Source organism: Acinetobacter sp. YH01005 (assembly GCF_013420465.1).
GTDB lineage: Bacteria > Pseudomonadota > Gammaproteobacteria > Pseudomonadales > Moraxellaceae > Acinetobacter > Acinetobacter amyesii.
On record NZ_VOYA01000019.1, the window covers coordinates 39410 to 51583 of the forward strand.

General features: G+C 40.7%; 12 protein-coding genes. 7 read left to right on the forward strand and 5 right to left on the reverse strand.

The window, feature by feature from the left end:
- Positions 1-31: 31 nt before the first annotated feature.
- Entirely contained in the window at positions 32-1396 is a 1365-nt protein-coding gene (mpl, locus tag FTT72_RS12735; RefSeq protein WP_180178488.1) for a UDP-N-acetylmuramate:L-alanyl-gamma-D-glutamyl-meso-diaminopimelate ligase, read from the reverse strand.
- A gap of 274 nt (positions 1397-1670) precedes the next feature.
- Between mpl and FTT72_RS12740 the strand changes: the two genes are divergently transcribed.
- Entirely contained in the window at positions 1671-2009 is a 339-nt protein-coding gene (locus tag FTT72_RS12740; protein ID WP_180178489.1) for a DMT family protein, read from the forward strand.
- Between the two features lie 25 nt (positions 2010-2034).
- Here the strand turns inward: FTT72_RS12740 and FTT72_RS16325 are convergent, their stop codons facing one another.
- Together FTT72_RS16325 and FTT72_RS12745 are read right to left on the reverse strand one after the other, a co-directional pair.
- The gene (locus tag FTT72_RS16325; protein WP_227591843.1) at positions 2035-2175 is read right to left on the reverse strand and encodes a hypothetical protein; all 141 of its coding nucleotides are present in this window, start codon (positions 2173-2175) and stop codon (positions 2035-2037) included.
- Positions 2172-2468 carry a hypothetical protein gene (locus FTT72_RS12745; RefSeq protein ID WP_227591842.1) on the reverse strand — a complete coding sequence of 99 codons (297 nt, stop codon included), beginning with the start codon at positions 2466-2468 and terminating at the stop codon, positions 2172-2174. The genes FTT72_RS16325 and FTT72_RS12745 overlap by 4 nt, the downstream gene beginning before the upstream one ends.
- 235 nt (positions 2469-2703) lie before the next feature.
- On the opposite strand from FTT72_RS12745, the gene FTT72_RS12750 reads away from it, so the two are divergent.
- The 4 genes from FTT72_RS12750 (at position 2704) to FTT72_RS12765 (ending at position 7549) form a co-directional block, all read left to right on the forward strand.
- Positions 2704-3765, forward strand: coding sequence for an RNA-guided endonuclease TnpB family protein (locus FTT72_RS12750; RefSeq protein ID WP_180178490.1), 1062 nt, complete (start codon positions 2704-2706; stop codon positions 3763-3765).
- Positions 3766-3878: 113 nt separating this feature from the next.
- Complete coding sequence (purE, locus tag FTT72_RS12755) at positions 3879-4391, forward strand: 5-(carboxyamino)imidazole ribonucleotide mutase (RefSeq protein ID WP_078189531.1); 513 nt, start codon at positions 3879-3881, stop codon at positions 4389-4391.
- Between the two features lie 16 nt (positions 4392-4407).
- Complete coding sequence (locus FTT72_RS12760; RefSeq protein WP_180064151.1) at positions 4408-5529, forward strand: 5-(carboxyamino)imidazole ribonucleotide synthase; 1122 nt, start codon at positions 4408-4410, stop codon at positions 5527-5529.
- Between the two features lie 733 nt (positions 5530-6262).
- A complete protein-coding gene (locus FTT72_RS12765) occupies positions 6263-7549 on the forward strand; it encodes a lytic murein transglycosylase (RefSeq protein WP_180178491.1) in 1287 nt (428 codons plus the stop codon).
- Between the two features lie 99 nt (positions 7550-7648).
- On the opposite strand, the gene FTT72_RS12770 is transcribed toward FTT72_RS12765, so the two are convergent.
- Positions 7649-8776 (reverse strand): anhydro-N-acetylmuramic acid kinase, encoded by a 1128-nt coding sequence (locus FTT72_RS12770; protein WP_180178492.1) that lies wholly within the window; start codon positions 8774-8776, stop codon positions 7649-7651.
- A gap of 63 nt (positions 8777-8839) precedes the next feature.
- Here FTT72_RS12770 and tyrS point away from each other — a divergent pair, with 63 nt between their 5' ends.
- Positions 8840-10072, forward strand: a complete 1233-nt coding sequence (gene tyrS / locus FTT72_RS12775; protein ID WP_171262600.1) for a tyrosine--tRNA ligase — start codon at positions 8840-8842, stop codon at positions 10070-10072.
- A 493-nt stretch (positions 10073-10565) separates the two neighbouring features.
- Here the strand turns inward: tyrS and FTT72_RS12780 are convergent, their stop codons facing one another.
- Complete coding sequence (locus FTT72_RS12780) at positions 10566-11207, reverse strand: YitT family protein (RefSeq protein ID WP_180178493.1); 642 nt, start codon at positions 11205-11207, stop codon at positions 10566-10568.
- 225 nt (positions 11208-11432) lie between these two features.
- Here FTT72_RS12780 and FTT72_RS12785 point away from each other — a divergent pair, with 225 nt between their 5' ends.
- Positions 11433-11705: a hypothetical protein gene (locus FTT72_RS12785; RefSeq protein ID WP_180042222.1), complete on the forward strand. Its 273-nt coding sequence runs from the start codon at positions 11433-11435 to the stop codon at positions 11703-11705.
- Positions 11706-12174: the final 469 nt, after the last annotated feature.

Below are 12174 nucleotides of genomic sequence, written 5' to 3' on the forward strand. Positions count from 1 at the left end.
AGCGGGCTTTTTTTTATTTTATCTAGTGGGTTTAGGCTTTTAATGCACTGATCAACTTCTGATGTAAACCACCAAAACCGCCATTCGACATAATCACCACAGCATCGCCCTCGCCTGCCTCGCTTACGATAGTTTGAATGATGTCATCCAGTGAACGAGCCACCACAGCTTTATTCGTAGCAGCTTCAATCACAGGCTGTAGATCCCAATCCAAACCTTCAGGTTGATACCAAATCACTTCATCCGCTAAGCGTGCAGAATGTGCAAGGCCATCTTTATGGCTACCCATGCGCATGGTGTTAGAACGTGGTTCGATTACCGCCCAAAGCTTACGTTGACCCAGACGCTTACGCGCACCTTCTAACGTGGTATCAATCGCCGTTGGGTGATGTGCAAAGTCGTCATACACTTCAATGCCACGGATTGTGCCCAAAAGCTCCATACGACGTTTTACACCACCAAAGTTTGAAAGCGCTTCACACGCCGTTTCAATCGAAACACCGACATGTTCAGCTGCAGCAATGGTTGCCAAAGCATTGGCTACACTGTGTTGCCCAGTCATATTCCATTTGACTTCGCCTTTCACGACACCATGTTGCAGTACTTTGAAATGTGAACCATCAGCAGACAATTGCTCTGCATACAGTTCAGACTTTTCATTGGCATCTAAAGATGTACGCACTACAGGTGTCCAGCAGCCCATTTCCAAGACTTCATCAATATTTGTCTCTGTGATGGGCGCAATGATACGGCCTTCACTTGGAATAGTACGCACTAGATGATGGAATTGTTTTTGAATCGCCGCCAAGTTGTCGAAGATATCGGCATGGTCAAATTCAAGGTTATTTAAAATCGCCGTTTTTGGATGATAATGCACGAACTTCGAACGTTTGTCGAAGAATGCAGAATCGTATTCATCGGCTTCTACACAGAAGTATTTTCCACCGCCTAAACGTGCACTCTCAGTGAAACCCAATGGCACACCGCCAATCAAAAAGCCTGGTTCTAAACCTGCTTGATCGAGGACCCAAGCGAGCATGGTCGTTGTTGTCGTTTTACCATGGGTGCCTGCAACACCTAAGACATGTTTGCCTTGTAGCACGTGGTCTGCAAGGAACTGTGGGCCAGAAATATAAGGCAGGCCTTCGTTCAGCATGTATTCCACTGCATCAATGCCACGTTTCATTGCATTGCCGACAATCACGAGATCTGGGTGTGGTTGAAGGTGGCTACGGTCATAGCCTTGCATTAAGGTAATGCCTGCATTTTCCAATTGGGTAGACATTGGTGGGTAAACGTTTTGGTCTGAACCCGTGACCTTATGTCCTAAATCGCGCGCCAAGAGCGCCAATGAACCCATAAAGGTGCCACAAATACCCAAGATATGCAGATGCATTCGTTCTAACTCCACTGCTTTTACCGACACATCACTTTGTTATTGTGGTGTTGTCATTATAGATTTGGTTGAAAAGGTTAATTTCATTTGAGAGCAACCATAGCAAGGGTCTTAGCGAAAAGATAGATTTTTTTGTATGAGATCGTACAAAAAGATTGAGCTCGTAACTGATCAAATGTGTGTGATTTTCTTGAGGATAAAAACACGGAAAATAGGCGCGAAATTGTGATGAAAAACGTACAATAAGCGCAATTTTTTGCGATCTTGATTGCTTATGTCACTTGCCCTGTTTTTATTGATTATTTCCAACTGTTTTATGACTTTGGCCTGGTATGGGCATTTGAAGTTTTTACATGATGCGCCGCTTTGGCAAGCGATTTTATTTGGATGGGCGATCGCGTTACTCGAATACAGTTTTATGATTCCAGCAACGCGACTGTTGGCCAAACATGGGTGGTCATTGGGTCAAATGAAAATCACACAAGAAGTCGTGACGCTATTGGTCTTCATTCCATTTATGATTTTCCTTTTTAAACAGCCCTTTAAATTGGACTATTTGTGGGCAGGTTTATGCCTTTTTGGGTGTGTCTATTTCGTGTTTCGCAGTGCTTAACTGATCCGATGCCGCATGGGTCCGATCATTTAAGTGAGGCGTGTTTGCAGGCATTTTTGAGGACTTTACTAAACTCACGGTCTCTTGGAGTGGGATCTTCATAGTCAAAGGCATAATCACTCTCACTGGTCAGTACAGTCATTTGACCGTCTGCTTCAAAGTTCATGAGTGCAAAAACATAGCTACACGATATTCTGAAATTGAATACATTTTATCACGGCCATCATCTGCTTTGTAATAGCCTGTCATCTTGACCGACTCACGTTCATCAATGATCGATTTGCCAGTGACTAAAAATTTTTCGTGGATGTAGCCATTACTCTTAATCTGGCTGTTATAGCCTTTTTGTTTCTGTAAGAGGTTAAATTCTATTTCAAATTGGCTGGTATTGAGTTGAACCAGTTGGGCAAAACTCTGAGAGCTTAAGGCTAAAGTGAGCAGGATGAAGATCTGTTTCATCTTTAAAGTGTCTTATAAATATTGATTTAATAAAAGTTTTTATAAAATTGAAAAAAATAAAAATAATTTTATAAAAATATTATGGAGTTTTCTCTTTAAAGACAACCGTTAAATTTTATCAAATGGAGCGTAAAACTCTGTCCTTCAGGTCAGAGATATAAGCGACACGACATGAAGTGTCGTTTGATTTAACTAAGGACTATTTTCCTTGAGTTTTGATTGTTAATATAAGTACATGAAAACCCTTAAATTACGTATAAAAGACAAACATTGCAAGGTGTTAGACCAACTAGCATCAGAAGTGAACTTCGTCTGGAATTATGTCAATGATTTAGGGTTTAGGCATTTGAAGCGGAAAGGTGAATTTCTCTCTGCTTTTGATATTGCCAAATATACGAAAGGCACATCCAAAGAATGTAATTTACATAGTCAAACCATTCAAGCTGTAACTGAAGAATTAGTCACCCGAAGAAAGCAATTTAAAAAGGCAAAGCTGAAATGGCGTGTCAGCAATAAAAAATCAGCAAGGCGCTCTTTGGGATGGATTCCCTTTAAAAAGGTGGCTATCAAATATGCCAATGGATATGTCCAGTATGGAAAACACCAATTTAAGCTTTGGGATAGCTACGGATTAAGCAAATACACGTTAAAAACAGGTTCATTTGTAGAGGATAGCCGTGGGCGTTGGTATGTATGTCTTGTTGTTGAATCGCCTAAGCAAGATAAATCGACAGCAACCAAAGCGATTGGTATTGATCTAGGCTTAAAAGATATTGCCACCTGTTCTGATGGCACAGTAATTTCAAATCCAAAATTCTATCGAAAATATGAGCAGAAATTAGGTATTGCTCAGAGAGCCAGGAATAAGAAGCGTGTTCGTGCATTACACGCCAAGATTGCAAATAGTCGAAAAGATCATTTGCATAAAGCAAGCACCAAGCTTGTGAATGAAAATGCATTGATTATTGTAGGTGACTTGAGTGCTAAAAAATTAGTAAAAACCAAAATGGCAAAATCTGTTTTGGATACAGGATTTTCTGCACTAAAAACAATGCTCAAGTATAAATGCGAGAACGCAGGCGTATTGTTTGAAGAAGTCCAAGAAGCCTATACCACCCAAATCTGTTCGTGCTGCGGTGAGATCACCTCAAGTAGTCCAAAAGGTAAGACAGATCTTGGAATAAGAGAATGGGAGTGCATGAGCTGTGGTACAGCTCATGATCGAGATATAAACTCAGCTCTAAACATTCTTGCGCTTGGGCATAAGCGTCTAGCTGTAGGAATCACCCTCTTTTAAGGGGGTGAGGATGTCAATGAGATGAATTTTCAGTCTATAATACGGGGCTCTTATTAAAGCTTGGCTCTAGTCGAGATTTACTCTCTCTTACTTTAATCTCTGGAAACATTGCAATGAATGCGGCCGCTTCACAAGACACTCCTCTCGTTGGAATTATTATGGGTTCTCAATCGGATTGGGCAACTCTAGAAAACACTGCCAATATGCTGAAACAGCTTGGCGTCCCATTTGAAGCGGAAGTTGTATCTGCACACCGAACTCCAGATCGATTATTCGAATATGCTGAAACCGCACGTGATCGTGGTATTCAAGTGATTATTGCCGGTGCTGGCGGTGCAGCGCATTTACCAGGTATGTGTGCAGCCAAGACTGACCTACCTGTACTTGGTGTACCGGTAAAATCATCAATTTTAAACGGCGTGGATTCATTGCTGTCTATCGTGCAAATGCCAGCAGGTATTGCAGTTGGTACTTTGGCGATTGGCCCAGCGGGTGCGACCAATGCAGCGATCATGGCGGCACAAATTTTAGGTTTAACGCGTCCTGAAATCGCAAAAAATGTTGCAGATTTCCGTGCTGCGCAAACCGATAAAGTGGCGAGTAAAAATATTCCGGGTCAAGCTTAATTAAGGGGCATTTCTCATGGATAAAACCATTGGTATTTTTGGTGGTGGCCAGCTTGGTCGCATGATGGCGCAAGCGGCATTGCCTTTAAACATTCAATGCACCTTCTTTGAAGCGAGTACTGAGTGCCCTTCTGCAGCACTGGGTCCAGTGATTTCGACTCAAGCTGAAAATGGTTTGCAAGATTTCATTCAGAGCGCAGATGTTTTCAGCTTAGAGTTTGAAAATACTCCGTTAGCAGATGTTGATGTGTTGACCAAGAATAAAGCATTGCACCCACCGCGCCAAGCTTTAGCGATTGCACAGCATCGTTTGTCTGAAAAAGCCTTGTTTGATGAGTTGGCTATTCCAGTTGCACCCTATAAGGCTGTGACGTCTTTAGAGAGTTTGGAAGCCGCTGTTGCTGAGCTGGGTTTACCCATCGTACTGAAAACATCGCGTGGCGGTTATGATGGTAAAGGCCAATTCGTGCTACGTAGCGCTGAGCAAATGGATCAAGCATGGGCTGAACTGGGCCCTGCTGGTGAATTGATTGCGGAAAGCTTTGTAACCTTCTCACGTGAAGTCTCAATTATTGCGGTGCGTGGTCAAGACGGTGATGTGAAAACATGGCCATTGGCGGAAAACCACCACCACAACGGCATTTTGTCGCATTCGATTGTGCCTGCGCCAAACAGCGCAGACTTACAACCAGTTGCGCAAGACTACATTACTCGCCTGCTCAATCATTTGAATTATGTCGGTGTTTTGACGCTAGAGCTGTTTGTGACAGATAAAGGCTTATATGCCAATGAAATGGCGCCACGTGTGCATAACTCGGGGCATTGGTCGATTGAAGGCGCAGTGTGTTCACAATTTGAAAACCACATTCGTGCTGTAGCAGGCCTACCTTTGGGTTCGACTGAAGTTGTTCGTCCAACGGTCATGGTAAACATCATTGGTCAACATCCGAAATCTGAAGATGTATTGGCACTGAATGGCGCGCATTTGCATCTGTATAACAAAACAGAGCGTGAAGGCCGCAAAATCGGTCACATCACTTTAATGCCGAATGATACTGCTGAATTAACAGCTTTATGTCGTGCTTTGGCGAAAATTTTGCCGAATCCACTGGCACTTAGCGAAGATATGACCATTTAAACCTGAGTTTGAATGATAAAAAAGCGGTCATGCACATGGCCGCTTTTTTTATCGCTGTAGTTCGGGCATCATTGCGCCTCTTTGCAAAATCACACCGCTTATCGGTGAAACGACAAGAAACTATTGATCATAAAGTGTTCGTTCGTTTATAAATATTCTGCGCGAATCTTCGTATGGTTTTTTCCGTATCAATGGCCTGCGATGTGTGTGAATCAAAATCAAAAATAACCAATGTGTTTTGAATTCAAATTGTGTTTTTAAATTTAAACCATGAATTTGAATTCAAAAAATCCGATACCGAAAACAATGAATTCAAAGTTTATGAATTTAAATTTCAAAAAATGAATTCATTTCGCTGTGTTTAAATTTAAAAAATTTGAATTTAAAAGTTGATCAGACTTATTGGATCTATAAAGAGAGTCTTTTAAGAACTATAATATTTTGATTATCAACAATAAAAAATGAATTGTCACGCCATTTTGAATTTGTGGATAACTTTTTCTACATGCAGTTTATTTTTAAATTTAAAAGTTTTGAATTTAAATTTAAACCGCTGTTTGGTTTGTAGTGAATTTAAAACTGGGTTGTGGATAACTGCTTTTGAATTCAAATTTAAAAAATGAATTTAAATAAGTAGAAATTATGAATTTAAATTTACGTTTTGAACCTTTAACTTTTGCTTTGAGCTGCTATTGTTAAAGCAACAATTTAAATTCAAAAAAAGATCAAGGGTATGAAGTATTACTTAGGATTTGTTTTCGGGACTGCTTTTTTGGCAATAACTCAGGCAAATGCCGAGTTGATTATTAATGGTCAGTCTGTCAATGCGTCGAGCATGCCTGCAACAAGCAGCATTTCACCACAAAATAACTTTCAAGGCTGTTTAGCCAATTTGCGCTCGCAAGCGATTAATGCTGGTGTGAATACGTCCACTTATGATCGTTATACACAAAATTTAACACCTGATTATTCTGTGATTGAAAAGCTCAACTATCAGCCTGAGTTTTCAACTCCGATTTGGGACTATTTGTCCGGTCTGGTGGATGAAGAGCGTGTACAATTGGGTCGGCAGAAATTGGCACAGCATCGTGATGTATTAAACCGTGTCGCAGCGGCTTATGGTGTACCTGCTGAAACCGTGGTTGCAGTTTGGGGTGTGGAGAGTAATTTTGGTGATATTGCGGGTAGCTATCCTTTATTACAGTCATTGGGCACTTTAAGTTGTGAAGGCCGCCGTCAAAGCTATTTCCGTGGTGAGTTTTTTGCTGCCATGCGGATTTTGCAGCGTGGTGATTTAAATGAATCACAATTGAAAGGTTCGTGGGCAGGTGCATTTGGTCATACCCAATTTATGCCGAGCACTTATGAAGAGCTGGCCGTGGATTTTGATGGTGATAGCCGCCGTGATTTGGTATCGAGCACCACAGATGCGTTGGCTTCAACTGCGAATTTCCTGAAAAAGCGTGGTTGGCAAACTGGTCAGCCGTGGGGCTTTGAAGTAAAAATTCCCGAAGGAATGTCGATCAGTGGTGAAAGTCGCCGTAATAAAAAGTCATTAGACAGCTGGATGAATCGTGGTTTGCAGCGTGCCGATGGTACGCCGTTAATTCAAGGTAACCTTTCTGGATCGAGCCAAGCAGGTTTAATGGCACCGGTTGGGGCAAGTGGGCCTGTGTTCTTAGTGTTTAAAAATTTCGATGCAATCTATAGCTACAATGCGGCAGAGAGTTATGCATTAGCGATTGCGCATTTATCCGATCGCTTGCAAGGCAAGGGTGGCTTTAGTACGACATGGCCAACCGATGATCCTGGGACTTCACGTGCGGAACGACGAGAGATTCAACAGTTTTTACTTAACCGTGGCTATGACATTGGTAAAGTTGATGGATTAATTGGAGATAAAACCCGTCAAGCTATTCGACAAGAGCAAAATCGACTGGGTTTAAGTCCAACAGGTCGAGCGGGACAGCAGATTTTACGGGCATTTCGTAATGAGCATGCCAAGGCAATGATGAATTAAGTTTGAGCTATGCTTTTTATATAGTAGTCAATATATATAAAAGCTTGTCTATATAAAAAAGGTCTGCAATTGCAGACCTTTTTTATATGTTTTTGACTCTTAAACCGCAGTGATTGTACCTAAGATACGATAGCCAGCAGCACCAGTCACACTTGGTAAATTTGCACTAAGCTGATTGACAAAGCGCATCGCCAACCAAGCAAAGGCTGTGGCTTCCACCCATGTTGGGCTTAAGCCTAAATCGGCGGTACTTTGTACCGTCCATTCATGTTTACGTAAACGCCAGCGCAGTTGCTCTAATAGGTGCGAATTGTATGCACCACCACCGCATACATAGACTTCACCAGTATCCATATCAGAACGGTAAATGGCTTTTTTAATGGCACGTGTGGTGAGTTTCATTAAGGTTGCTTGAATGTTTTCTGGTGTATCTTCGAGTTCGTCATATTCGAGATCTCCACGCCAATCGAGAATCTGTTCATCTAACCATTCTAGATTGAAGTCTTCACGACCTGTGCTTTTTGGCGGTTCTTTAGAGAAAAACTCATGTGCTTGTAAGCGGTCGAGCAGACTGCGAATAGGTTGACCATAAGTTGCCCAGTTCCCATTTTCATCATAGGGCTGACCAGTATAACGTTCGCACCAAGCATCCATTAAAATGTTAGCTGGACCTGTATCAAAGCCATAGACATCTTCAGGTTTACCCGCAGGTAACATGCTGACATTGGCAATGCCACCCAAGTTTAAAATCACACGGTGAATAGTGTCATGTTGGAAAAGCGCTTGATGAAACGCAGGAACTAAAGGTGCGCCTTGACCGCCTGCAGCCATATCACGGCGGCGGAAGTCTGAAATCACCGGGATTTTAGTGAGTTCGGTAATAATATTGGGGTCGCCAATTTGTAGGGTAAAACCATGTTCTGGGCGATGACGGATGGTTTGTCCATGTGAGCCAATCGCCTTGATTTGACTACGATCTAGCTGATTCTTCTCGATCAATTCATTGATGCCATGACCGATCATTTGAGCTAAAGCAACGTCTGCCTTACCCATGCGATCAATTTCGTTATCATCAGGCAAAGTAAGTGCCATCAGTTCATCACGAAGGTCTGGGTCAAAGGGAAGTGTGAGCGTTGCATGAATCTCTAAAGGATCAAAAGAAGCAGCAACAATATCGACACCATCCATGCTTGTGCCGGTCATTACCCCAATGTAGATCGCTGTCATGATGATTCTTAAGCCTGCAATGTGCTGAAAAAGTGTTAGTATATCGCACAAATTGTATAACTGATCTATTTGGATTTTGTGATGTCAAATTTCCTGCCGGCTGAAGAACAACTTGCCCTCATCCAACGAGGCACACATGAGATTATTTCTGAAGAAGATCTTCTTAAGAAATTAAAGCAGAATCGCCCATTAAAAATTAAAGCGGGTTTTGACCCGACTGCACCTGATTTACATTTAGGTCATACGGTTCTGATTAATAAATTAAAAGTTTTCCAAGATTTAGGTCATGAAGTTTACTTCCTGATTGGTGACTATACAGCCATGATCGGTGACCCAACGGGTAAGAGCGCTACGCGTCCGCCGTTGTCTCGTGAAAAAGTTTTAGAAAATGCTAAAACTTATCAAGAACAAGTATTTAAGATTCTTGATCCAGCGAAAACTAAAGTTGTGTTTAACTCAGAGTGGTTTGGTCAAAAAACTGCTGCTGACTTGATTCAGTTAGCTTCACAGCAAACTGTGGCACGTATGTTGGAACGTGATGACTTCACTAAACGTTATAACAGCCATCAACCGATTGCGATTCACGAATTTTTATATCCATTGGTACAAGGTTATGACTCAGTTGCACTAGAAGCGGATGTAGAGTTAGGTGGTACAGACCAAACCTTTAACTTGCTAATGGGTCGTACATTACAAAGCCGTTATGACCAAGAATCTCAAGTGTGCATTACTGTGCCAATTCTTGAAGGTTTAGACGGCGTAAATAAAATGTCTAAATCTTTGGGTAACTATATTGCTGTATTTGATGCACCGGGTGCGATGTACCAAAAAGTGCTTTCAATGCCAGATGATTTGATCGAACGTTACTTTGACTTGTTGAGCTTTAAATCGATTGAAGAAATTCAACAGTTACTTAAAGAAGTGGCTGAAGGTCGTAATCCACAAGAAGTGAAGAAAATTCTTGCACTTGAATTGGTTGAGCGTTTCCATGGCGCAGAAGCTGCGGCAAATGCGCACAAAGGTGCAGGCAACTTGATTACTGAAGGTGAACTTCCAGAAGGTACACCAGAAGTGACTATTTCTCGTGGCGCATTTGGTGGTGAGATTTTCATTACTTCTATTTTGCGTGAAGCGGGTTTGACTAAAAATGCAGCTCAAGCAAAAGATGCAATTGGTCGTGGTGCAGTGAAAGTGGATTGGGAAGTGGTTGATGCAGGTTATGCTGTGTCAGAAAACAAAACTTTGATTATCCAAGCGAGCAAAAAAGCGATCGCAAAAGTAACTTTTACCGACTAATAAATTCTTGAATTTTTAGTTAAGTTATTGAATTAAAAGCAGGCTTCGGCCTGCTTTTTTTTACCAATTAATATATTAATAATATAAATAAGCAAATTCAAAAAAAACCTTATAAAAACAACACTTAAATTTTTCCAAATGTGTTGCATTTCTTGAATTTTATGTATAAGATTTATTCATCTAGAGAGATATATGCCATCTAGAGGGTACATAACGATAACTCCACTTTTTATAAGTCTCTTCCCCAAGGGACTCTTTTTTTTAGTGAGTTAACAAATAACTATAATAACTACACGATGGATCGACTAAAGATTCAATTCTAAGGGAAAGATTTTGGGAGAGATCTTTCCCTTTTTTATTTGTAAAATTGAGTTATTCCTTTCAAAAATCACATTTATTTCTGTATTAAAGACTTTAATCGCTCCAGAAAAAAGCCCGATTCAATCGAGCTTTAAAATGTCTTTACTCAGATAAATGTTCATTGAGTTTTATTTTAGGGCTTAGGGCCAAATTGAATGAAGCTTAATTTAGGTAAGATCCGCTTAACTAATGTTCCCACTAAAAGTGCGGTAATAATGGTGCCTTCACGGACTCCGATGACTTGATGTAAGACCAGCCAACTGCTGATAACCGCAATACTGACCAAGAGGATGTCGCCATAGGTTTTACAGTTGCCAAAATCAAGGCGATAACGAACAGCAATGGCTTGATAGAGACCTTCTGCGGCCAAGAGGACTAGACTGGCTTTGACCACTAAGCTCACACCTAAAGCAGTAATCAGGCAACTTGCCAAGCAAGCTAGGAGTTGAAGTGGGTAACTTTCTATGCTCCAGCCTTGGGTGAGCCACATTAAACCGTCAATAAATGCACCAAACAAAATTCCCACGGGTAATTGCAGCCACTGTATCCACTGAAAGCGTGATTTTAAGATCAGCATTTGCAGCAGTATCATGACGATGTGCATCAATACTGTTAATGTGCCGACGGTGAGTGGAAAGATATAGCTAAAGCTGTAGGGCACCGAGGAAATAGGGGATGTCCCTAAATTTGAATGTATAGAGAGTACGACACCAAAAGCCAATAATCCTAATCCGCTTAATAGTAAGAATAAGCGTGGAAAAAACTGTGTTGGCATCCTGCACCTAAAAAATAAAAAGAGTGTACGTAAAACGCAGCCTGCACTCTATGCGTCTAAAGCCCAAAAATAGTGGCTTTTTATGACTGTGATCGTTAATAGTGATTATTCAAATAAAATAGGCTGTATTTTTATCAGCAAAAATGACTAAGCATGTAATTAAAATGATTTTTGCAAAAACAAGCCTTATGGAACAATGGTCAAAAATCAAAAAAGAGCAACAACATGGCGTATTACAATACCGATAATCATGATGAACAGATTGATCGAATCTTGAGGTATTTATTTGACTACCAAACTACACAGCATAAAAGAGCATTATTTTGTGAGGCGCAGCAACAATTACATGATTTGGATATCGCAGCACAGTACCAACTATTTGCATTGGTACGAGAACAACTCCCTCGGCGTGCCAAGCTGCTATTTTCTGCCGAGGATTTCAGTGGAAAGCAACAAGTCATCTTGGAAGTCATGCAACATTTAGCATATGAACGTTAAAAGAATGTTGGTAAATATAAAAATGCAAGCTAAAAAATGTCTATGAAGCTTGAATCGGTGTGATGACAGAAAAAAATGATGTGCTTTGAGGAAGAAAAGTAGACTAATGATTAATAAATAATCAAAGTCACTTTTATTAGACTTAAAAGCGCTGAAAAAGATTTGCTAGATATAAGAAATTTACTTAATTAAATATCGACTATTTGCTAAATATTTATAAAAAATGCTTAAAAAATAGGTAAAAGTGCAATTTTTTTAGCAAAAACGCTTATAAAAAATACATACGTGAAAAATATAGTGAATTGGGGGTTGCAATGATTCTGAAATGCTCTAGAATGCACCCCATACCGACGAGATAGACGGAAACGAACGAAACGCGAAGCGTTGAGTTGTTGAGTTTATCGAAGTCCAGCTTCTAGCATTGACGAGATGTTAGAAAGATCATTAAGAGATTATGAAGAACAACTTG